The organism is Pedobacter sp. MR22-3, from assembly GCF_026240075.1.
In the GTDB taxonomy this organism is placed as follows: Bacteria; Bacteroidota; Bacteroidia; order Sphingobacteriales; family Sphingobacteriaceae; genus Pedobacter.
The window spans coordinates 243,886-266,502 of record NZ_JAPIVF010000007.1; the positions used below are offsets into that span (position 1 = coordinate 243,886).

Annotated in this window: 19 protein-coding genes and 1 tRNA gene; 15 read left to right on the forward strand and 5 right to left on the reverse strand. The window is 38.6% G+C overall.

Annotated features, from left to right (window positions below; all coding sequences use genetic code 11):
* Positions 1–30: 30 nt before the first annotated feature.
* Entirely contained in the window at positions 31–870 is an 840-nt protein-coding gene (locus OQ267_RS19015; RefSeq protein WP_265837509.1) for a PRC-barrel domain-containing protein, read from the reverse strand.
* 423 nt (positions 871–1,293) lie between these two features.
* Between OQ267_RS19015 and OQ267_RS19020 the strand changes: the two genes are divergently transcribed.
* The 5 genes from OQ267_RS19020 (at position 1,294) to araA (ending at position 6,587) form a co-directional block, all read left to right on the forward strand.
* The gene (locus OQ267_RS19020; protein ID WP_265837510.1) at positions 1,294–1,863 is read left to right on the forward strand and encodes a Crp/Fnr family transcriptional regulator; all 570 of its coding nucleotides are present in this window, start codon (positions 1,294–1,296) and stop codon (positions 1,861–1,863) included.
* 62 nt (positions 1,864–1,925) lie between these two features.
* On the forward strand, positions 1,926–2,306 hold the full coding sequence (locus OQ267_RS19025; protein ID WP_265837512.1) for a DUF4260 domain-containing protein: 381 nt from the start codon (positions 1,926–1,928) through the stop codon (positions 2,304–2,306).
* Between the two features lie 213 nt (positions 2,307–2,519).
* Positions 2,520–4,220 (forward strand): ribulokinase, encoded by a 1,701-nt coding sequence (locus tag OQ267_RS19030; protein ID WP_088301581.1) that lies wholly within the window; start codon positions 2,520–2,522, stop codon positions 4,218–4,220.
* Entirely contained in the window at positions 4,217–4,918 is a 702-nt protein-coding gene (locus tag OQ267_RS19035) for an L-ribulose-5-phosphate 4-epimerase (RefSeq protein WP_088301580.1), read from the forward strand. The genes OQ267_RS19030 and OQ267_RS19035 overlap by 4 nt, the downstream gene beginning before the upstream one ends.
* Positions 4,919–5,096: 178 nt before the next feature.
* The gene (gene araA, locus OQ267_RS19040) at positions 5,097–6,587 is read left to right on the forward strand and encodes an L-arabinose isomerase (RefSeq protein ID WP_265837514.1); all 1,491 of its coding nucleotides are present in this window, start codon (positions 5,097–5,099) and stop codon (positions 6,585–6,587) included.
* Positions 6,588–6,670: 83 nt separating this feature from the next.
* Here the strand turns inward: araA and OQ267_RS19045 are convergent, their stop codons facing one another.
* From OQ267_RS19045 to fucP, 3 genes are all read right to left on the reverse strand, one after another.
* Complete coding sequence (locus tag OQ267_RS19045) at positions 6,671–7,687, reverse strand: zinc-binding alcohol dehydrogenase family protein (protein ID WP_265837516.1); 1,017 nt, start codon at positions 7,685–7,687, stop codon at positions 6,671–6,673.
* Between the two features lie 189 nt (positions 7,688–7,876).
* Positions 7,877–8,665 carry an SDR family oxidoreductase gene (locus tag OQ267_RS19050; RefSeq protein WP_088301577.1) on the reverse strand — a complete coding sequence of 263 codons (789 nt, stop codon included), beginning with the start codon at positions 8,663–8,665 and terminating at the stop codon, positions 7,877–7,879.
* Positions 8,666–8,903: 238 nt separating this feature from the next.
* Complete coding sequence (gene fucP / locus OQ267_RS19055; RefSeq protein WP_265837518.1) at positions 8,904–10,196, reverse strand: L-fucose:H+ symporter permease; 1,293 nt, start codon at positions 10,194–10,196, stop codon at positions 8,904–8,906.
* 779 nt (positions 10,197–10,975) lie between these two features.
* Between fucP and OQ267_RS19060 the strand changes: the two genes are divergently transcribed.
* The 5 genes from OQ267_RS19060 (at position 10,976) to OQ267_RS19080 (ending at position 15,173) form a co-directional block, all read left to right on the forward strand.
* Positions 10,976–11,740, forward strand: a complete 765-nt coding sequence (locus OQ267_RS19060) for an SDR family NAD(P)-dependent oxidoreductase (RefSeq protein ID WP_265837520.1) — start codon at positions 10,976–10,978, stop codon at positions 11,738–11,740.
* A gap of 107 nt (positions 11,741–11,847) precedes the next feature.
* Positions 11,848–12,702, forward strand: coding sequence for a fumarylacetoacetate hydrolase family protein (locus OQ267_RS19065; RefSeq protein ID WP_265837521.1), 855 nt, complete (start codon positions 11,848–11,850; stop codon positions 12,700–12,702).
* Positions 12,702–13,031, forward strand: coding sequence for an L-rhamnose mutarotase (locus tag OQ267_RS19070; protein WP_265837522.1), 330 nt, complete (start codon positions 12,702–12,704; stop codon positions 13,029–13,031). Before OQ267_RS19065 ends, OQ267_RS19070 begins: the two co-directional genes overlap by 1 nt.
* 3 nt (positions 13,032–13,034) lie before the next feature.
* Positions 13,035–13,856: an amidohydrolase family protein gene (locus tag OQ267_RS19075; protein ID WP_265837524.1), complete on the forward strand. Its 822-nt coding sequence runs from the start codon at positions 13,035–13,037 to the stop codon at positions 13,854–13,856.
* Positions 13,857–14,003: 147 nt separating this feature from the next.
* The gene (locus OQ267_RS19080) at positions 14,004–15,173 is read left to right on the forward strand and encodes an alpha-hydroxy acid oxidase (protein WP_265837526.1); all 1,170 of its coding nucleotides are present in this window, start codon (positions 14,004–14,006) and stop codon (positions 15,171–15,173) included.
* A 160-nt stretch (positions 15,174–15,333) separates the two neighbouring features.
* Here the strand turns inward: OQ267_RS19080 and OQ267_RS19085 are convergent, their stop codons facing one another.
* Positions 15,334–16,485, reverse strand: a complete 1,152-nt coding sequence (locus OQ267_RS19085; RefSeq protein WP_265837528.1) for an aldose epimerase family protein — start codon at positions 16,483–16,485, stop codon at positions 15,334–15,336.
* 133 nt (positions 16,486–16,618) lie between these two features.
* On the opposite strand from OQ267_RS19085, the gene OQ267_RS19090 reads away from it, so the two are divergent.
* From OQ267_RS19090 to OQ267_RS19110, 5 genes are all read left to right on the forward strand, one after another.
* Positions 16,619–17,290 (forward strand): HAD family hydrolase, encoded by a 672-nt coding sequence (locus OQ267_RS19090; RefSeq protein WP_265837530.1) that lies wholly within the window; start codon positions 16,619–16,621, stop codon positions 17,288–17,290.
* Positions 17,291–17,989 (forward strand): NUDIX hydrolase, encoded by a 699-nt coding sequence (locus tag OQ267_RS19095; RefSeq protein ID WP_265837532.1) that lies wholly within the window; start codon positions 17,291–17,293, stop codon positions 17,987–17,989. It begins immediately after the preceding gene.
* 153 nt (positions 17,990–18,142) lie between these two features.
* Positions 18,143–18,215: transfer RNA gene (locus OQ267_RS19100), tRNA-Lys, on the forward strand.
* A 248-nt stretch (positions 18,216–18,463) separates the two neighbouring features.
* Positions 18,464–19,786, forward strand: a complete 1,323-nt coding sequence (locus OQ267_RS19105; RefSeq protein ID WP_265837533.1) for a site-specific integrase — start codon at positions 18,464–18,466, stop codon at positions 19,784–19,786.
* Positions 19,787–20,476: 690 nt separating this feature from the next.
* A complete protein-coding gene (locus OQ267_RS19110; RefSeq protein ID WP_265837534.1) occupies positions 20,477–22,282 on the forward strand; it encodes an O-antigen ligase family protein in 1,806 nt (601 codons plus the stop codon).
* The last annotated feature ends 335 nt before the right edge of the window (positions 22,283–22,617 follow it).

Here is a 22,617-nt window from a genome sequence, read left to right on the forward strand (position 1 = left end):
TGTTTTTCTCAGCTGCCATTAAATCTAAGCCTATAAATTACCTTGTGAATCGTTATGTACTCTTATTGCCTCGCCAATCATCGTAACAAATCGGTCGCCTAACTGATCCATTGTGCGCCAGCGTAAACCCTGCTCACCTGGTTCCGCATATATTAAACCAATCTTCTTTTCCTTATCAAAGATTCGATAGGTGCCATTTTCCTGGGGCTCAATGCCAAAAGTTCCATCTTGAGTATCGATTGAAAACTCCTGAAGTGTAGTAGCTGAATGTATTTCATTGTCCACCTCCGAAATATTTGTCGTTTCAATTGTATCAGTAATTTCAGGAATAGTCTCTGCTTCTGGTGTAGGTTGCGTAAATAGTTCATTCATATTGGTATTTTCCGTAGCATTATGCATAGCGGTAACATTGCCTCTATCGAAATGATGATGCCGATAAAACTCAGCATGGACTGTCTCAACTGGTTCTTCTTCCATATCTAATACAGGCGAACCTGCTATTACTGATCTGATTTGCATTTCGGTATCTCTGGTTACCTCACCGATAATATAACGCGGCATAGCAATAAATTGGCTTTCCACCATTTCTGGTAAAATCACTTCTTTTTTATTATCTGCGAGGTTTGCGTAGCCAATGGGAATCAGTATTGCTTTTTCATCATCACCAGAAATTGACTGGTCAAGATCAATGATGATATATCGGATAGCATTTTGCACAGGGTCAAATAACATGTCTCTAACTTTACCAACCTGCCTATCATTTTCATCCTTTACCGACCAACCTGTAATATCCGTTTCACCATCAATCAACTTATAATCGCCCTTAGATAATTCCTCGAGGTTAACATATTCAATAATTCCTGAATTCATAATTTATTTATTTTGCGGGAATTCACTTTCCCTCTTCTCTCAAACAACAGCGTAAGGAAATGGTTTTGTTTGTGAAAGCTGAGGAATTTTGAAAAACGTCTGTTCGCACTAGTTTAATCATCATAAAATTACAGATAGATGAGTGCATTAAGTTTCTTAAGTTCTCTCCTAAGATAAAAAGAGCTACTATATTTTAAATATTTCAAAACCTATTTATCGTTAAGCGTAAAGAAAATAACAGATGATCAACCAACGCGTGTAAACATTGAACCGCCAAAGAATTATTATAAAAAGACTTAGCATACCCTTTATAAGGAAACTGGTTTTAGGAATTTCCATTTTTGGCATGTAACATATTTTACCTGATTAGCTGTTTAGTATCAGCCCATATTGTCGATCTTTATCATCACTTAAATGAAATAAATGAACGAACTTGAAAGTTATATCAATCACCATTTCGGCATTAGTGCTGATGAATGCCAAAAAGTGAGCGAATTATTTAAACCGGAAGTAGTGGAAAAGGGAAGCTATTTTTTACAAACCGGGAAGTCCTGCAATAAACTTAGTTTTATAGAAAGCGGCATTTTAAGGGTTTTTGTGAACCTATTAGACAAAGAAGTTACCCAGTGGATAGGCACAGCTGGATATTTTATGACCGATCTCCGGGGTTTCATGTTTCGCGAAACATCCCGCTTTGATATCCAGGCTTTAACAGAAACGCATTTATACACAATTGATTATGAAACATACCTTACTATCGGAAGACTGGTGCCCAAATGGCATGAATTTGAAAAACTGTTCATGGGTAAATGTTTTGTAATGATGGAGAATCGTATTTTAGACCTTATCTCCATGACTGCCGAGAAGCGTTATCAAAAATTCTTTAGTGAAAATCGTGAGCTTTTTAACCAGGTTCCGCTTCAATATCTGGCGTCCATGCTAGGCATGACACCTGAAACCTTTAGCCGTATACGCAGAAAAATGGTTTCTTGATTTTTGTCAAGCGCAGTGCCGAAGTTTCAGTTGTACATTTAAGGGAATCAAAAATCATTGTCATGAATCACGAAAAAGCGATGGCTGTCGTTATCAAAATTGAAGAAGCAGCTATAACCGCGGTTGCTATTTATTTCTTAACCAAATATCATCTGGGATTATCTGTTTGGCTCTGGGTATTGCTCTTTTTTGCACCTGACCTTTCAATGCTGGGTTATCTGGTAAATTCCCGCATAGGTGCTTTCACGTATAACTTGTTCCATCACCGTGCTGTAGCAATAGGATTGCTGGCGACAGGCTTTCTGATGCACATGGATATTCTAATTTCAATAGGCTTACTATTAGCCGCACATTCATCTTTTGACCGCATGTTGGGTTACGGACTAAAGTTTACAGATAATTTCAAACATACCAGTTCAGGCTGGATAGGAAAAGGGCAATAAAATTTTTCGGTCTAAATCAGCCATTTTTTAAAAGATTAATAGATGTAAGTAAACCATTTAATGGATGAAGATGTACTTGTTCCCTAAAATCCGGGTCGTTTTCAATAGTGTTATTTCCACCTGTTGAATGTTTACTTATATTTTTTTTAACAAATTTTCATAAAATTTTATAATCCGGATAAATAAACGTTAATTAGACGATTATTTATTGTTATGAGCACAGCAAACTATGTAATTGGGGTTGATTACGGGACCGATTCTGTTCGGTCTGTTTTAGTAGATACCGCTAATGGAAAAGAGATTTCGGCTTCCGTTTTTCTTTACCCACGATGGCAAAAAGGTTTATATTGTAAGCCGTCCATCAATCAATTCAGACAACATCCTTTAGATTATATTGAAGGCTTAACCCACACCATTAAAGATTGTTTGGCAAAAGCAGGAGGAGCTGAAATTGCACATTTAGTGAAAGGAATTTCCATTGATACAACTGGATCTAGCCCGGTTGCTGTTGATGCATCAGGAACTCCCTTAGCCTTAACACCGGGTTTTGAAGAAAATCCAAATGCCATGTTTGTGCTTTGGAAAGATCATACCGCAGTTAAAGAAGCGGCTGAAATTAATGATCACGCTAAAAATTTTCCGGTCAACTATCTAAAATATGTTGGTGGAATTTATTCATCAGAATGGTTTTGGTCTAAGTTACTGCGGATTTTCAGAATAGATGCTGCCGTTAAAAACAGTACCGAATCATGGGTAGAGCATTGTGATTGGATTCCTTTCTTACTAACCGGAGGGAATGACATCGCCACCATGAAACGCAGCCGCTGCGCTGCCGGACATAAAGCTTTATGGGCAGAAGAGTTTGATGGTCTACCTCCGGAAAGTTTTTTCAGCAGCCTGGATCCGCTTTTAGCTGACTTTAGAGAAAAACTTTTTGCGGATACTTATACCTCCGATGTTTCTGCAGGAACTTTGAGCCATGAATGGGCAGATAAGCTTGGCTTAAAAACGGATGTAGTCATCGGCGTTGGTGCTTTCGATGCACATATGGGTGCCGTAGGCGGTCAGATTGAACCTTATTACCTGAGTAAAGTGATGGGTACCAGTACCTGTGATATTTTGGTAGCACCAAATCAGGATTTAGATGGTAAATTGATTAGCGGAATCTGCGGACAGGTGAACGGTTCGGTAATTCCGGGTATGGCGGGTTTAGAAGCTGGTCAATCTGCTTTTGGCGATGTTTATGCCTGGTTTAAAAACTTAATCAGCTGGCCTTTAAATCATTTACTTACCGAATCTAATATAATTGATGAAGCTACGGCAATCGCTTTGAAAGATGAACTGGAAAGCAAAATCATTGCTAACCTGAGCAAACAGGCTGATGCGCTGGATGATGATGATTATGCTGAGTTAGCCATCGACTGGTTAAATGGAAGAAGAACACCAGATGCCAATCAGGAGCTTAAAGGTGCCATCACAGGGCTTGGTTTAGGTACCGATGCCCCCCGGTTTTTCCGTGCTTTGGCCGCTGCCACTTGTTTTGGTGCAAAAGCCATTGTAGATCGCTTTAAAGAACAAGGCGTTCCGGTGAAAGGAATTATTGGCATTGGCGGAGTAGCCAAAAAATCATCTTACATTATGCAAATGATGGCTGATGTTTTAGAAATGCCAATCAGAATCCACCGTTTTGAGCACACCTGCGCCTTAGGTGCAGCCATGTTCGCCGCAGTTGCTGCTGGTATCTACCCCAATATCGAAGCCGCAATGGCCGCTATGGGAACAGGATTTGAAAAAGAATATACCCCAGATATTAAAAAGCAGAAATTGTATCGCCAACACTATCAGGCTTACTTAGGCCTGGGTAGATACCTGGAAAAATATAATAAAAAGGATGTTAAACCTTATTTGTCATGAGCAACTATCAAGATATAAAAGAACAGGCTTATCTGGCTAATATGCAATTGCCAAAATTGGGTCTGGTGTTATTTACTTTTGGAAATGTGAGCGCAGCCGACCGTGCTAAAGGCGTTTTTGCCATCAAACCTAGTGGTGTTCCTTACGAGGATTTGTCAGCTGATAAGATGGTGATCGTGGATTTCGATGGGAATACCGTTGAAGGAAATTTACGTCCCTCATCAGATACTAAAACGCATGCTGTTTTATACAAGCATTGGGAAGATATTGGCGGCGTGGTACATACCCACTCTACTTACGGAACTGCCTGGGCACAGGCACAAAAGGCCATTCCGATTTATGGAACCACACATGCTGATCACTTAACTGTTGATATTCCTTGTGCACCGCCGATGGATGATGCCATGATTAAAGGCAATTATGAATACGAAACCGGCTTCCAGATTATGAACCATTTTGAAAGTTTAGGATTAAGTCACAAAGAGGTCGAAATGATCCTGGTAGGCAACCACGCGCCATTTACCTGGGGAAAAAATGCAGAGAAAGCTGTTTACAACAGCGCAGTACTGGAGGCCGTGGCACAAATGGCGATGTTAACACAGCAGATCAATCCACAGGCGCCGAAGTTAAAGGATTCATTAATTGAAAAACATTACGAGCGTAAGCATGGTGCGGGCGCTTATTACGGACAGGTTTGAGGGAGTTTGGAGTCTTGAGTCACCTCGTATTCGTTATTACGGGGAGGCACAACAGCCTGCCCCGACTTCAGGGTAAACAATATTTTGATAAACATTAATTGAATACTTAGTCTGAAGTTTTCAATCGATTAATCATATAACTAACAATAAAACTATTAGCATTTAAATAAAATAAATAATGATTGATTTAAAAAAATTACAAGTTTGGTTTATCACTGGTACACAACATTTGTACGGTGAAGAAACCTTAAAACAAGTAGCTGAGCATGCACAACAGGTAGCCGATTCATTAAACCAAAATGGAAATATCTCGGTTTCGGTAGTGTACAAACCCATTGTGAAAACTACTGAAGAAATTTTCGAAACACTGCAACAAGCCAATATTGATGAGAACTGTATTGGTGTAATGACCTGGATGCACACCTTTTCACCGGCTAAAATGTGGATCAGAGGCTTGAATGTTCTGCAAAAACCCTTGCTTCACTTGCATACCCAATTTAACCGCGATATTCCATGGAATACCATTGATATGGATTTCATGAACCTGAACCAAAGTGCACACGGAGACCGTGAATTTGGCTTCATGGTTTCGCGCATGCGTAAAGACCGTAAGGTAGTGGTAGGTCACTGGCAAGATGAAGAAGTAGCAAAACAAATTGATACCTGGTGCCGTGCTGCTGCCGGATGGAACGATTGGCAAGGTGCAAAGTTTGTTCGCTTTGGTGACAACATGCGTTTTGTAGCTGTAACTGATGGTGATAAAGTAGAGGCCGAAATGAAATTTGGTTTTTCAGTAAACACTTATGGCATAGGCGATTTAGTAGCTGTAATTAATGAAATAGGTGAAGATTCGATTCAGGCTTTGTTGACAGAATATGAAGAAACTTATGACATGGCTGACGACCTGAAGGCTGGTGGTGCCAGACATCAATCGGTTTATGATGCTGCAAAGATTGAGTTAGGTTTAAGAAAGTTCCTGGAAGATGGTGGTTTCAAGGGCTTCTCTGATACTTTCGAAGATTTACATGGTATGATTCAGCTTCCGGGAATTGCCGCTCAGCGTTTAATGGCCGATGGTTATGGATTTGCTGGTGAAGGCGACTGGAAAACAGCAGCTTTGGTCCGTGCCTGTAAAGTAATGGGTGCCGGACTAGCTGGTGGTAATGCTTTTATGGAGGATTATACATACCATTTTGACCCGGCTAACTCGATGGTGTTAGGCTCGCACATGCTCGAGGTTGATGCCAGTTTAGCTTCAGGCAAGGCAAGTTTAGAGGTTCATCCCTTAGGTATTGGTGGCAAAGCTGATCCGGCCCGTTTGGTTTTTAATGTTTCAGGTGGTGATGCTTTAAATGCATCTTTAATTGACATGGGCAATCGCTTCCGCTTGTTAGTGAACGAAGTAAAAGCAGTTGAAGCTGAAAATGATTTACCTAATTTGCCGGTAGCTCGTGTACTTTGGAAACCACTTCCTGATATGAAAACAGGTTGTGCTGCCTGGATTTATGCCGGTGGTGCACACCATACGGCTTATAGCCAGAATCTGACTACTGAACATTTATTAGACTTCGCCAATATTGCAGGTTTAGAATATGTAAATATTGGTGCAGATACTAAAATCAACCATTTCAGAAATGAATTGCACTGGAACGAGGTATTCTATAAATAGTTCTTTAAACTACTAAATATGAAAGCCGATAATTAAAAATTATCGGCTTTTTTCCATTTGCAAAGTGCAGAAATAAAAGAAATCTACTCGATACTTACCATCGCTTTAATCACCCCGTTTTTCGGATCCAGCCAACTTTTAAACTGCTCCTTAACTTCGCTAAAAGTAACCTGGTGGGTAATATAATTGGTCGGATTTATTAATCCAGCCTTCATAGATTTAATTACGTGTTCAAAATCTTCGATTGTGGCATTTCTGCTGCTCATTAGAGTGGATTCGCGTTTGTGAAATTCGGGGTGGTTGAATATGAGATCACCTTTCTGCAAGCCGATTAACACAAATCTTGCACCATGCGCCATGTAATTGATCGCATTGTTAATAGCCTTTTGATTTCCTGTTGCATCGATTACCACTGTAGGCATATCGCCATTGGTAATATTGCTAAGCCGCTGAACCACGTCGGCATCCAGTGCATTAATGACGTGCGCAACCCCTAATTTTTCTTTACAAAAAGCTAACCGGTCTTCATTAATATCCAAAGCGATCACGTTTGCACCGGCAATTCTCGCAAATTCCATTGTACCTAATCCAATGGGTCCGGCCCCTATTACCAATACAAACTCACCTTTTTGAACATCAGCCCGCCTAACACCATGTGCTCCGATAGCCAAAGGTTCTACTAAGGCCAGCTCATCATAACTCAAACCTTCGCCATGCAAAAGCGTTCGGGATGGTACCTGCAAATACTCTCGCATCCCACCATCTACATGCACACCGCAAACCTGCATTTTTACACAGCAGTTGGGTTTGTCCATCCGGCAGGCAATGCATTCGCCACAATTAAAATAAGGAATAAAAGTAACCTTCTCTCCTATTGTAAATCCTTCAGCACCATCTACTTCTACTAACTCCCCGGATAGTTCGTGACCTAAAACTCTTGGGTAATTGAAGAAGGGTTGAGTACCTTCAAAAGCATGCAAATCAGTTCCACAGATTCCGATTCGTTTGATTTTTATAATGGCATGGTCTTTCCTTAATTCAGGTTTTTCAGTTTCTGAATATTCAAAAGTGCCAGGTGTAGTGCAAGTAAGGGTTTTCATATACTTCAATGATTGAATAAATGAGTGAATTTTGAATGAATGAATTTTGAATGAGAAAATGATTGAATTAGTTAATTTTGAATGCAAGAATAATTGAGTTTTTGAATGAAAGAATGTGTAAAGCGATTTTATAGCCATTCATTCTATTATTCTATTATTCTCTAATTCTATCATTCTCTAATTATTTTTCTATGCGTTTGCCAAAGCCCTGTCTAAATGCACATAACCACCATCCACATGAATAATCTGTCCGGTGGTGTGACTGGATTTATCCGACATCAAAAACACTGTCATGTTGGCGATCTCTTCAGCCGTTGTCATCCTGTTTTCCAAAGGAATTTTAGAGGTGATCTCATCAAGCTTTGACTGCGCATCTGCCAAGGTCTCGATCCAGGTTTCGTAAGCCGGTGTCCAGCATTCGGCCACCACCACTGCATTAACACGGATTCCGTACTTTAATAATTCAACCGCCCATTCGCGGGTTAACGCATTTCTGCCACCGTTTGCTGCCGCATAGGCTGAAGTGTTTCCTTGTCCGGTTTCGGCCGTTTTAGATGTTATGTTGACTATCGCACCTTTACTTTTGATCAATTCAGGCAAAGCATGATGTGCCATCAGGTAATAATGAACCACATTCTTGTGCAATGAGGCCATAAAATCTTCATAATTTCCACTTTCTAAACCAACACCATCGTTAACGCCGGCGTTATTTACCAAACCATCAATTCTTCCGAATTTTTCAACAATTGAGCGAATCACATTTTTGCAGTCTTCCGGCCTGGATAGTTCCGCTACAAACTGCGCGGCCTGACCGCCATTCTGCACAATTGCATCCACTACTTGCTGATTATCCGCTGCTTTCCTGCCAACAATAACCGCAATTGCATTTTCTTTTGCAAAAACTTCTGCAATGCTCCGTCCAATGCCTTTTGCGGCACCAGTAATGATGATGACTTTTTCTTTTAAGTTTAAATTCATATTCTTTAATTAGAAATAATAGCAATGGTGAATGTAAATGCCATTTGCAATTCTTTTATTCAGAAATCCGTTCCAATTGCTTGAAATGTTTTCTTCTAAATTTTAGTAGTGTTTTGTTTTAAATTCCTCATTTTTTATTTTCCATGCCGATGCCGCTTTCGTTTTATATGGCAGTTAAAGTTAAAATACGAGATCATTAAGTTATTTGACCATCTCATTAATATAAAACTGGAATAGGTTAGCGATGCGCAATTTTATAGCCTCTTAATCCGAAAAACAGCACCACAACGAAACAAACCAATGGGATAATATAACCCACCTGAATATGATCTCCATACATATCAATTAATGTTCCCATTCCGAATGGTAAAATTGCACCACCTACAATGGACATGATGAGCCACGAAGAACCTGGTTTAGTATCATCCCCGATTCCTTCAATCCCTAAAGCAAAGATAGTGGGGAACATAATAGACATAAAAAAACCTAGTCCGCCAAGTGCATAAACCACGATTACACCACTTCCTGTAATGGCCAGTAAACACAATAAAACAGAAATAACAGCATAAATCGATAAAAGCTGATGAGAAGCAATAAATTGTAAAAGTGCAGTTCCTGCAAACCTGCCTGCGGTAAAGAGAAAACCGTAAATAGCCAGGTAAGATGCTGCTGTCTTTTCGTCAAAGCCACCACCTTGCTGAGCCATCCTGATAAAAAAACTCGTTACACATACCTGCGCGCCTACATAAAAAAACTGCGCAACCACTGCCCACCTGAGGTGCTGATGTCGCAATGCCCCGAAAAAGCTTCCTTTGGCTTCGCCATCAATACTTTTAGTTTTAATTTCAGGGAGGTGAATAAAATAAAATATCACAGCAATAACCAGTAAAATAACACCCAATGTGATGTAAGGCGTTTTAACAGAAGCAGCTTCTTCCAGAAAATAGTGGTTTCTGCTCACTTCTGACATTGCTGCGAGTTCTTCTTTCGTGTGCGATTTTCCTGACAGAATAAATAATCCGCCAATCATTGGAGCCACCATTGCGGCCAGGCCATTAAATGATGCAGCCAAATTTAACCTGCTCGTAGCCTTAGCCGGGTCGCCTAAAACTGCTGCATAAGGATTGGCTGATGTTTCAAGCATCGTTAATCCACAGCCAATGATAAAAAGAGCGACCAAAAATGTCACATAAGAAAGATTATTAGCAGCAGGAACAAATAAAAGTGCACCAAATGCAAAAGCAAGTAAGCCTGAAATCATAGTGGCTTTATACCCCCATTTTTTTAAGATGATTCCGGCCGGAATCGCCATTAAAAAATAGGCAAAGAAAACGGATGTGTCTATCAGCGTAGATTGCCTATTATTTAAGTTACATGCCTTTTTTAAATGCGGTATTAATATGGAATCCAGGTTGTGGGCCATTCCCCAAAGGAAAAATAAACTTACTACAAGTATAAATGGCAATACGTATTTCTTACCTGATGAGGGATCTCCTGTTGTTATAATTTCTGGTGCGGTGTTGTGGTTCATTATATTTGGTTTTATTTATTATGGTAATGTTGGCCTGAAAAAAGAACCAAATGGCCTCTTCTATGCTCATTGAAGATAAGCCATTGCGCCCATCAGTTCATCTGTTCTCAAAGCCAATGCAAGCTATAGATCATTATACGTTATCCAGTTGGCTTCAATCAATAGGTTTTAAATTTTGAAATTAGTAAAAAACATTTAGAATATACTATAATCGGCTCGATCCCCTTGAGGTTGCTGATTATGAGACCATAAAAGATAAAATGGTTTTAAAGTCATATACTGGATTAGCTTCTTTAAATCATTTGTGGATTATCAATCCGGTTTTTACGACATAAATTACCATTTAGAATGAAGTATCTAAGATAGATGGGTTCATCAAAAATATGGGCATTCATCATACCGTGATCTTTATAATTTATAAGTAATAAGCAATTTTCTCGTTTAAGTTGGCGTTAACAGTAAAATCCGTTGAACAGAAATACACACGGAATATTGGTTAATAAGAATCAAATATGGGGAAACGTAGCCATAAAAACGTGTAAAATTGGTTCAGAGAAAACTGTTTTTCAACTCATCACTAAGGCCTAAACATCTTGATGGATATTTAGATCAGCAGATGAAATTTTTATCAGCATTATTTATTTTATTTGTATTTCATTCTAATCAAAACAAATGCAGTATCAGATACCATAAAAATCAATGAAATTGAATATCATATTAACATTGGAATTAATTTTAATCCATATATTTCGACTCTCAATTATATATAAATAATAAGGATGTTTTCATTAACGAATAAAAAAGCAATAGTCACTGGCGGCGGAAGTGGTATCGGGAAAGCTATTGCGACCATTTTAGCACAGCAGGGTGCTGAAGTCCATATTTTAGAATTGGGCATCGGGCAGGCAGAAGCAACATTAGCAGAAATAAGCAATCAGGGCGGTAAAGCTTTTAGTTATGCCTGCGATGTGGCTAACCATCAAAATGTTAAAGCCATTTTTGATCAGATCGGGGAAATCAATATCCTGGTGAACAATGCCGGTATTGCACATATTGGCAAGGCAGATACCACAGAAGAAGCAGATTTTGACCGGGTAATGCGGGTAAATGTAAAAGGTGTTTACAATTGTTTGTATGCAGCAATTCCTCAACTGCGTGCTGCTGGCGGTGGAGTCATTATTAATATGGCCTCTATTGCATCGTTAGTGGGTTTACCTGATCGTTTTGCATACAGCACAGCAAAAGGTGCGGTAAAAGCCATGACGATGAGTGTGGCGAAAGATTATATTGGTGAAAACATCAGGTGTAATTCCATTTCGCCGGCCCGCGTACATACGCCATTCGTTGATGGATTTTTAAAAAATAACTATCCTGATGATATAGCGGAAATGTTTCAGAAATTATCTAAAACACAGCCCATTGGCAGAATGGCCAGACCCGAAGAAGTAGGTGCCCTAGCCCTTTATTTATGCAGTGATGAGGCTTCATTTATTACGGGCTGCGACTACCCTATTGATGGGGGTTTTACTACTTTGAATAATTAGGCGGAAGCAGAAAGCGAAAAGCTTAAAGCAGAAAGCGGAATGCGGAAAGTTTTTGATAATTAATAATCTACATCTTGTATTTGACATTTAATACTAAATAAAACAACATGAAATTAATACGTTTTGGAGCGGCAGGCGCAGAAAAACCCGGAGTTATTATAGATGATAAATACTATGATGTTTCTGGTTTGGTACAGGATTACAATGAAGCGTTCTTTGGCGGCAATGGCCTGGAAAAATTAAAGCAGGATCTTACATCAGCAAGCTTAACTGAAATAGATAAAGGTGTACGCCTCGGACCAGCTTTAGCACGTCCGTCTAAAATAGTTTGCGTAGGTTTAAATTATAAGGACCATGCAGCCGAAACCAATGCTGCCATTCCGACAGAACCCATTTTATTCTTTAAAGCCACATCGGCAATTGTTGGCCCTAATGATGACCTGATCCTTCCTAAAAACAGCAGGAAAACGGATTGGGAAGTTGAACTGGCAATTGTTATTGGCAAGAAAGCCAGTTATGTTTCAGAAGAGGATGCCTTAAACCACGTAGCGGGTTATGCCTTACACAATGATTACAGCGAACGTGAATTCCAGATTGAGCGCAACGGACAATGGGTAAAAGGCAAAAGCTGTGATACCTTTGCTCCTATCGGTCCCTTTATTGCTACGCCGGATGAAATTGAAGATGTGCACAAGCTTCGCCTGTGGCTAACCGTAAACGGAAAAACATTGCAGGATGGTAATACCGCTAATTTTATATTCAATGTGCCTTTTATCGTTTCATACATCAGCCAGTTTATGACACTTTTGCCTGGTGATGTAATCTCTACCGGTACACCTGCCGGCGTTGGATTAGGACAAAAACCAGAACCCTGGTATTTAAAAGCAGGAGATGTGGTGGAGTTGGGAATTGATGGTTTAGGCAGCAGTAAACAAGAAGTTAAAGCTTACACAGAAAAATAATGCAAAGATATTGCTTCACTCTTGATCTGATTGACAACCCATCTTTGATTGCTGAATATAAAAAATATCATGAAGCAATTTGGCCGGAGATACAGGAAAGCATCACATCGGCCAGCGTGCTTGATATGGAAATTTACTTAAGCGGAAACAGGCTGTTTATGATAATGGAAGTAAATGAAGATTTCTCTTTTGAGCAAAAAGCAAAAGCCGACCTTGAGAACCCCAGAGTACAGGAATGGGAAACCCTGATGTGGAAATACCAGCAGTCCCTTCCCGGCGCTCAGCCGGGAGAAAAATGGCGGTTGATGGATAAAATTTTCAAGCTATAACCCATGATAGATACCCACGTACACTTTTGGAACTTCGACCCTGATAGAGACAGCTGGATAACGGAAGACATGCGGGCGATCCGGAATGATTTCGCTCCTGAAAACTTAAGCCGGATATATCAAGATCTTCAGATTACAGGTTGCATAGCCGTTCAGGCCAATCAGTCTGAAGGAGAAAATGAATTTCTGCTGAACCTGGCTGATGATCATGATATGATCAAAGGTATTGTTGGATGGATCGATTTTAAAAATCCAAATTTAGAAAGCAGACTTGATTATTATAAAAACTTTAAAAAGATTAAGGGCTGGCGACATGTTCTTCAGGCTGAAACAGCCGCATTCATTCTTGATCCTATTTTTATCAATGGGATTAAACAGTTGAAAAAATTTGGTTACACTTATGATTTATTGTGCTACCATAACCAGCTGAAAAGCATTATACAAGTGGTTGATCAAATTCCTGATCAACCATTTGTTCTTGACCACTGCGGAAAACCGGATGTTAAAACACAGGATTTAAAAACCTGGAGCGAAAACATTAAACTGCTGGCTGAAAATCCAAGTGTTACCTGTAAAGTATCAGGACTGTTAGCAGAAGCAGATTGGAAAAACTGGAAAGAAGCAGAACTTTTTAATTGCTTTGATGTGGTATTTGAAAATTTTGGTGTAGAGCGGGTGATGTATGGCAGCGACTGGCCGGTTGTGTTGGTAAGTCGCCCTTATGAGGATTGGTTTAACCTTATTAATAAATACGCTTTAAGGTTTAGCGAAAAAGAAAGGAAATTAATTTTCGGAAATACTGCGAAAGCTTTTTATAAGCTTTAAAGCATAACTATCAAGCCTTTTTAAGGTTTCGCATCAGGTAAATGCTCAAATAAACCAAATATAACAGATAGTGCAGGATGGAGAAATTAATATATAGTATTAGTTTTCAATTTTAAAAGGCATCTGACAGAAACAATAGCTTAAATAATGAGTAAAAAAATTACCTTTCCTTATAATTCTCAATATCCCTCTGTTGCCGACTTAAGACGCAAAGCGAAAAGCAGAATCCCTAAGTTCGCATTTGATTATTTAGAAGGTGGTTGTAATGAAGGATTGAACTTAGCCCGTAACGAGAACGACTTTGATAATATTTACCTTAAACCAAATTATTTACGAGTTGGTGGAGATATTGATATGTCAGTAGAACTCTTCGGGCGTAAGTACAGTGCTCCGTTTGGCATCTCTCCGATAGGATTACAAGGTTTAATGTGGCCAAACGCACCGGAAATTTTAGCTAGGGCAGCTGCCAAACACGATATCCCTTACACTTTAAGTACTGTTTCTACCAGCAGCATCGAGCGCATTGCCGAGGTATCTGAAGGGAAGGCATGGTTTCAGCTTTATCATCCTACAGAGAACAGGCTGAGAGATGATATATTAAATCGTTTGAAGGCGGTTGAGTGCCCGGTTTTGGTCGTACTGGTTGATGTTCCGGCATTTGGTTTAAGGTACAAGGAAATCAAAAGCGGACTTTCCATTCCACCTAAAATGTCGATCAATAACATCCTGCAGGCTTTTGCCCGTCCGTTATGGGGTATTAAAACACTTCAGCATGGCATTCCATCTTTTGCTACATTAAAGCCATACATGGAAAAAGGTATGGATATGTCGCAATTAGGACAATTCATGAACAGGACTTTTACCGGCAAAGTAGATATCGAAAAGGTTTCTGCCATCCGCGAAATCTGGAAAGGGCCATTGGTATTGAAGGGTATTACAACCGATGAAGATATGCAGGCTGCTATACAGATTGGGGTAGACGGTGTAATGGTATCAAATCACGGTGGAAGGCAAATTGATGCAGGTGAATCATCCATCAATTCATTAATGAAGTTAGCGGCAAATCCGGCTTATAAATCAAAACTCAAAATCATGATGGATGGTGGTATTCGTTCAGGAGTCGATTTAGCCAGGGCGCATGCTGTTGGATCTGAATTCAATTTTATGGGTCGTCCGTTTATGTATGGCGTTGGTGCCCTGGGTGATGAAGGTGGTGAACATACCATTAACATGTTCAAAACGCATCTCTACCAGATCATGCAGCAATTAACCATTGAGAAGATATCGCAATTCCCTGACAGGCTGCTGAAAGTATAAATGAAGTCCGATGTCAGGAGACCAAATATCCCAAGTGTTGCGAATGATAAAATACATGCTGCTGTTTCCTTTCTTTCCGAGTTTCTGCGGCTAAGCCAAAAAAATTGTAAATCAACGGCAAAAGAAAAAGCGCTCCTGCAGTTGCAGGAGCGCTTTTTTATTATTTTGAAAACTTATACGTCGTACTCGTTTTATACGTCTCTCCGGGTTTCAATTCTGTAGAAGCAAAGTTCGGATGATTTGGTGCATCAGGAAAATGCTGTGTTTCCAAACAAATTGCTGAGCGGTGCGGATAAGATTTACCCCCCTTACCATCTTGATCAGCTCCTGTTAAAAAGTTCCCGCTGTAAAACTGTAAGCCAGGCTCAGTGGTATATACTTCCATTTTAATTCCTGTTGAAGTACTTTTCACCGTAGCCACAGGTGTTTTCGCATCATGTTTATTCAGTGCGAAGTTATGGTCGTAGCCTTTTCCAAACTTCAGTTGCTCATTGCTTTCTTCAATAGATTTCCCAATGGTTTTAGCTTTGGTAAAATCAAATGCAGTTCCGGTTACAGCTAATAATTTACCTGTCGGAATTAAAGTAGAATCAACTGGGGTAATCGAATCTGCCGCGATGGTAAGTTCATGATCCAGGATACTTTTATTTCCCTCACCGTTCAGATTGAAATAAGCATGATTGGTCAGGTTTACCACTGTAGCCTTATCAGTAGTGGCTGTATAATCAATCTGTAAAGCATTATCATCTGTTAAAGTATACAGCACCTTTACATCCAGCTTACCTGGATATCCGGCTTCGCCATCTTTAGCGGTATAGGTTAATTCTAACTTTTGCCCATCTACCTGTTTTGCATCCCATACTTTCGAATAAAAACCATCGGTTCCACCGTGTAAGGTATTTCGCCCGTCGTTCAGCTGTAACGTATATTGTTCTCCATTTAAGGTAAATTTGCCTTTGCCAATCCGGTTGCCGTATCTGCCGATTAAAGCTCCGAAAAACGGCTCTCCTTTTTTGCGGTAAGCACCAATACTGTCGTAGCCCAACACCACATCTGTTAATTTATCATCCTTATTAGGCACTAAAAGTGAAACAATCCGCCCACCATAATTGGTAATGGTAACGGTGGCACCCTTTGCATTTTTCAAGGTGTAAAGACTTACCTTTTTACCGTCAATGGTGGTATTGTATTTTAAGGAATCTGTTTGCGCAATGGTTTCTGTAGCTTTATCAGCCTTTGGATTACAGGAAGAAAGCGCCACAGCTAAACAAAATGTTGCCAATGGTACCGCGCTAAGCATTATTTTTTTCATAAAGATCTATTTTGGTTAGGGCTAAATTAAGAAAATATATTATCCTTGCCATGACGATTATAATTATAATTGTAAGATTATTGATGTGCCTCTTGATACATCTGCAAAATAAATCATATAATTTAACGGCGATATGCAAGATTTTCATTTTAAGCCCAACGCTTTTCTTTTCGACTTAAACGGCACTATGATCAATGATATGGAATACCACACCAAGGCCTGGCATGCCGTGATGAATGAAGATCTGGGTGCCAATCTGGATTACGATGTCGTTAAAAAAGAGATGTATGGAAAAAACCATGAGGTTTTAGCGCGTGTTTTCGGTAAAAATAAATTTAGTGATGAGGAGGTGAAAAAACTTTCCTTCGATAAAGAAAAACGATATCAGGAAGGATATCTCCCCCATTTAGCCTTAATTGACGGATTAGCTGATTTTCTGGATAGGGCCAGAGACAAAAACATCAAAATGGCGATTGGTTCTGCAGCCATTCCTTTCAATATCGACTTTGTGGTGGATGGATTGAATATCCGTCATTATCTTTCCGCGATCGTCAGTGCCGATGATGTCGCAGTTAGCAAGCCTGACCCGGAAACTTTTCTGAAAGCTGCTGCAGCACTTCAGATTCAACCTAAAGATTGCCTGGTTTTTGAAGATGCACCGAAAGGTGTAGAATCGGCCCTGCTCGCAGGAATGAAATGCATCGTGTTAACGACTACGCATACCCTAGCAGAATTTGAAGATTATTCCAATATCCTTACTTTTATCAGTAATTACAACGACCCTAAATTAAATACGCTTTTTTAAATGGCAAAATATATCAATCAAAAACCTGTATTGGTGGCGGTAGATTGCATCATCTTCGGCTATGATGGTGAACAGCTTAAGCTGCTGGTGATTAAAAGAGCCATCGAACCGGTTAAAGATCAATGGAGCTTAATGGGTGGTTTTATCGGTGAAGCAGAAGATTTAAATGGCGCAGCCAAGCGAATCTTACTGGAATTGACCGGCTTACATGATGTTTACCTGGAACAGCTTCATGCCTATGGCCGCCCCGACCGTGACCCTATTGAGCGTACCGTTTCAGTGGTTTATTTTGCTTTAATTGACATCAATAAGTACAGTACCCAAATCAACGATCAGTACCATGCAGAATGGTTTAATGTGACAGAAGTACCGCAATTAATCTTCGATCATAACACAATGGTACAGGCGGCTATGGATAAAATCCGTTATCAGGCAGCCCTGCACCCCATCCTTTTTGAACTTTTGCCCAAAAAATTCACCATCCCACAATTGCAGGCTTTGTATGAACAGGTATATGATGCCCCGATTGACAATCGGAACTTCATCCGGAAAATTACCGCCAGTGGTTTATTGATCAAGCAGACTGAGAAAGATAAATCAAACTCCAGACGCGGCGCATTTTATTTTAAACTGGATAAAAACAAACATAAGGCGCAATTTCAGTCTTTTTTAAATTTTATTCCGAAGACTGTGAAATAATTTTTGGGTGCTCTGATTTGCTATAAAATTAGAAATCAACCATTTATAGTTATGATTTTTTATCATAAATGTATAACTAAAAATTAATTTCAAAAAACACTTGCGCGATTAATTATTATCTCTATATTTGCACCTCCTTAAACAAAAGGAAATGATTCCGTAGCTCAGCTGGTAGAGCATTACACTTTTAATGTAGTGGTCCTGGGTTCGAATCCCAGCGGGATCACAAGAAACAATACCAAAGAGAACTAAGACCCTGCAAATCAAATGATTGCAGGGTTTTTGCCTTTACGGGTTATACCAAAATATGCACGATATCGCGTATAAAATGTGCGTCATTCGGTGCGTCGTTCTTTATAATACTAAACTCCCCTAATTTGAAATAACCAACTGATATTCAACTACTTTAAGTATTGAACATCTTGTAGGATCTAAGTTGCAAAGCTAAATTTGTTTCACCTTAATGTTATTGTTATGAAAACTAATTTTAGTGTGCTTTTCTTTTTGAAGAAGCCAAAAAACTACACAAAAGGGGCCGTTTACTTTATCTTTTTAAGAGTTACGGTGGACGGGATTCGTGCGGAAATGTCAACAAGCAGAAATTGCGAACCAGAGCGATGGAATGCAAAAGCCGGAAAAGTCATCGGCACGAAGGAGGATGTTAAAACTTTAAATGCCTATTTGGAAAATATGAAATCAGAAGTTTATGCAGCCCATAGCCAGTTAAGCATGGATGGAGCCGAAATAACTGCCGATGCCGTTAAATGCAAATTCTTAGGAAAAGAAGAAAAAGCACACACTATATTGGAGGCCATTAAAACCCACAATGATAAAATGAAAGCATTGGTGGAGAAAGAAGAATATGCACCTGGAACACTTAGACGATTTGAAGTATTGGAAAGGCATGTAGAAGAGTTCATTGTCGCCAAATACAACAGAATCGATTTTAATGTAAAACGTATAGACCATGAGTTTATCGACAGTTTTGACTTCTTTCTGCATACGGTAAAGAAAAACGATACCAATACCGCAAACAAGCATATTAAAAATCTCAAAAAAATAGTTAGCATTTGTCGGAAATATAAATGGATCAATACTGACCCCTTCTTTGGCCATACGCTAAAATCCAAGCCAGTTCACAGGGAATTTTTAACGGCTGATGAATTGGAAAATATTACCCAAAAACAGTTTAATACTGACAGGTTATCGCAGGTACGGGACTTCTTTCTGTTCAGTTGCTATACAGGGCTTTCCTATGCGGATGTTCAAAAGCTAAGACTTTCAGACATAAGTATTGGTGTTGACGGGGAAAGATGGATATTTACCTACCGAAAAAAAACTGATACGAGAGCGGCAATACCGTTACTGCCAATAGCCGCAAGCATTCTGGATAAATACAAAAATCACCCCTATTGCCTTAGCAACAACAGAGCTTTGCCAGTTTCCAGTAATCAAAAGATGAACGAATATTTGGTTGAAATTGCGGCACTTTCAGGAGTTAACAAAATATTAGGCAATCGTGTAGCGAAACGGACTTTCGGCACTACTGTAACTTTATTGAACGGTGTCCCGATCGAAAGTGTATCTAAAATGCTTGGACACACTAATATACGAACCACACAACTGTATGCTAAAGTATTGGATACCAAAGTAAGTGAAGATATGGCTCCGTTAATGGGGAAATTTGTCGCCCAACATATCAAAGCTAATGAAGTAACAGAATTGAAAATAAGTGCTGATATTGCATCAATCCGGGAAAAATACACGTTAACACACCACATGGAAGAAGCATCGTAGTACAGGCTAAAACAACTATTTATATACTAACCACGCATTGCTATTGAAATGCGTGGTTTTTTTATTTCCTCTGCAATGGTACCGATCATATATTAAAAGACCAATGTAAAATGGCAGGAAACTCAGGTGCACTACGTCGTAAATGTCCATAGCGAGAACAGTGGGCTAGCCTATGAGCGAAGGGGTTTCGCAGGCCGCATCGTGCGTGAGGATTAAATATCGTACTTACAAGGTTACAGAAGATTAGATGAGATATATGAATTAAAAATAATTATGTGGAATATAATATTTAGTATTTATGCTCAATATGAATGTATTATTAGTTATATTTGTAGTCGTTTATAATATGTAATAAAATTTATTTTAATTATAATGTTATTTAGTGAAAAAACTACAAGATTTATGTGTTTAAATTTATAATACCTTTATTTTAAATCAATTAGACAATTAATAGAGCCAATAAGTATAGTTAAAGCCAATCTAATACTTTCAAAACTCAATTTTATATGATACATGTAATTAATTAATTTCATATTAGACCGAGAAAAAAAATACATCTTCATATAAAGACTATTACTACATAACTATAGTATTATTTACTTAAATGATCAATAAAAATTATATAATTTGCTCTTATCAAAAGGGAGCTATGTATATGCGAAATAAAATTAAGCTGTCCCACTTACTAACATGAGTTTTATTAATGATTACGTTTGCGGACGTAAAGAAAGAACATTCCTTCGCCTATATCATGTTAATTATTTTCAACTACTTATTTTTCTAATTTTCGTATCTTCATTTTATATACACAGTTCAAAAAATAGCTTCTGGAACCAGCAATATCATCCATTAATTTTTCAGGGAATTATTTTTTCTGGGGCTTTTTTTGCGTTGATAAAAGGTATCTCTCCTGTATATAAAATTGATATCTCAAAAATTGATATTATTGTTTTGGCATTTTTATGCTACAGCATACTTTCTGGCGTGATAACCCGCTCAGGTCTCGCATACGACAGCACAACATTTAGCTACCTTGCGTACTTAGTCTTGTTTCTATTGATTCGAATGCACGGATATTTAAATAACATAAACGATATTGTTTTAAATGTTATGATGATCGTGTTCGGAATAAACGTATTTGTTTCGTTATTACAAATTGGGAAATTTATAGAAATAGACGATCCTAGTTTCCTAGTTACCGGACTTTTCGCAAATCCAGGGCCTTTCGGATGTTACATTGCTGCTATGATACCCTTACTTATTTATGTCTATAGAGATAATAAAAATAATCGTAGGGCATTTGCAATAGTTCTACTGATTTGTGCAGTTTTATTGCAGGTTGCTAGCGGATCGAGAACAGCAATACTTACTTCCATTGTTGCTTCAGGCGGCATGCTTTTAATTCCTTATCTGAATAAATTAAAAAAATCAAAAGCTATTGTTATCGCAGTATTTTCTTTTCTATGCCTATTCATTATATTAATTTTTCTGCACCGATTTAATAGTATGTCTGTAGATGGAAGGATTCTCATTTGGAAAGTAGGTTATAATATGTTTAAAGAAGCTCCAGTTTTTGGTAATGGAATTGGTTTTGTAAATTCAAATTATAATTTATTTCAATCAACTTACTTTTCTAATGGATTTGGAAGCCCTTTGGAGAAAGCCCTAGCCGGAACAACTTATAGTCTCTTTAATGAGTATTTCGAAATATTGATCGAGTTAGGGGTTATTGGACTAATAATATTTGCCACCTTGATATTCTTTATTACTAAAGCAAAAAGTGGAACTAATACCCAGATGACTGAGATTAAAACTTCTTTATTATCAATACTGATATGCTCTTTCTTTTCGTATCCCTTTTCCTTAGCAAGTATAAGTTCAATGTTTTATATTTTAATTGCTCTGCTAGTTAACACGCAAGTATTTAAATCACTATTTCATATTAATTTGAAGGGAAGTAAACGTGTTGCTCTTCAGGTTGTTATGGTAGGATTTATTTTGTTAATCGTAACTGTAGGAATTGCTATAAGAGAATGGAAATTTTCTATCGATCGCTTTGATTACGATGAATACGGCTCCATAAAAAAGCTCGATGAAAATTATTTAATATTAAGTAACAATGGTGCTTTTTTATTCAATTATGGAGCCGAAATGTGCAAGCGTGGATACTTTAAAGAGGCTATAGATATACTTGAGAACGGAAAAAAGAAAATGAACAATGTCTTTATATACAACCAGCTTGGACAGGCATACACCCATGTTGGATCGTACCGTGAAGCGGAAGCCAATTATATATGTTCGATGAATATGGTCCCCCATATGCTTTCTTCGAAATACGCTTTATTCAAGCTCTATAGTCAAACTGGTAAGTATTCTAAACGTAATCAGATTGCATTAGACATAAGTCGCTCAGCTATTAAAATCCCAACAGCAGAAGCAATCTTAATTAAAAAAGAAATCGAACAATTTTTAATCTTAAAACCTATAAAAAAATGAAAAAAACGCTTAAACTGACCATTCTTCTGGTCTTGGGTACCTTAGGTATCGCAACATTTAATGGATGTAAAAAGGACAGGGAACAAACCGAACAGAATATTACGACAAATCAAGATCTCCTATCTGTTGCCAAGAAATGGTATAATAACCAGCTCACTCTTTCCCGGCCTTCTCAAGAAGGCGATTTGAATATCTCAGCTCTCCAGCCAGACTGGGCAGCTGCAAAGATAAAAACTAATTCCGGCAAACAGGAGGTTATTGGGGTTCCAATGGCACAATCAAATAATGAATATATAGAGCTGAATGTTGTGGTGTCAAATGGGGAAGCGCAAGGA

Coding starts and splice junctions, on each gene's coding strand:
- OQ267_RS19045 (WP_265837516.1), bottom strand. CDS start 7,687: ATGAAAACCCTTACTTGCACTACACCTGGCACTTTTGAATATTCAGAA.
- OQ267_RS19030 (WP_088301581.1), top strand. CDS start 2,520: ATGAGCACAGCAAACTATGTAATTGGGGTTGATTACGGGACCGATTCT.
- OQ267_RS19110 (WP_265837534.1), top strand. CDS start 20,477: ATGAGTTTTATTAATGATTACGTTTGCGGACGTAAAGAAAGAACATTC.
- OQ267_RS19015 (WP_265837509.1), bottom strand. CDS start 870: ATGAATTCAGGAATTATTGAATATGTTAACCTCGAGGAATTATCTAAG.
- OQ267_RS19025 (WP_265837512.1), top strand. CDS start 1,926: ATGAATCACGAAAAAGCGATGGCTGTCGTTATCAAAATTGAAGAAGCA.
- OQ267_RS19020 (WP_265837510.1), top strand. CDS start 1,294: ATGAACGAACTTGAAAGTTATATCAATCACCATTTCGGCATTAGTGCT.
- OQ267_RS19050 (WP_088301577.1), bottom strand. CDS start 8,665: ATGAATTTAAACTTAAAAGAAAAAGTCATCATCATTACTGGTGCCGCA.
- fucP (WP_265837518.1), bottom strand. CDS start 10,196: ATGAACCACAACACCGCACCAGAAATTATAACAACAGGAGATCCCTCA.
- araA (WP_265837514.1), top strand. CDS start 5,097: ATGATTGATTTAAAAAAATTACAAGTTTGGTTTATCACTGGTACACAA.
- OQ267_RS19060 (WP_265837520.1), top strand. CDS start 10,976: ATGTTTTCATTAACGAATAAAAAAGCAATAGTCACTGGCGGCGGAAGT.
- OQ267_RS19065 (WP_265837521.1), top strand. CDS start 11,848: ATGAAATTAATACGTTTTGGAGCGGCAGGCGCAGAAAAACCCGGAGTT.
- OQ267_RS19070 (WP_265837522.1), top strand. CDS start 12,702: ATGCAAAGATATTGCTTCACTCTTGATCTGATTGACAACCCATCTTTG.
- OQ267_RS19080 (WP_265837526.1), top strand. CDS start 14,004: ATGAGTAAAAAAATTACCTTTCCTTATAATTCTCAATATCCCTCTGTT.
- OQ267_RS19035 (WP_088301580.1), top strand. CDS start 4,217: ATGAGCAACTATCAAGATATAAAAGAACAGGCTTATCTGGCTAATATG.
- OQ267_RS19075 (WP_265837524.1), top strand. CDS start 13,035: ATGATAGATACCCACGTACACTTTTGGAACTTCGACCCTGATAGAGAC.
- OQ267_RS19095 (WP_265837532.1), top strand. CDS start 17,291: ATGGCAAAATATATCAATCAAAAACCTGTATTGGTGGCGGTAGATTGC.
- OQ267_RS19090 (WP_265837530.1), top strand. CDS start 16,619: ATGCAAGATTTTCATTTTAAGCCCAACGCTTTTCTTTTCGACTTAAAC.
- OQ267_RS19105 (WP_265837533.1), top strand. CDS start 18,464: ATGAAAACTAATTTTAGTGTGCTTTTCTTTTTGAAGAAGCCAAAAAAC.
- OQ267_RS19085 (WP_265837528.1), bottom strand. CDS start 16,485: ATGAAAAAAATAATGCTTAGCGCGGTACCATTGGCAACATTTTGTTTA.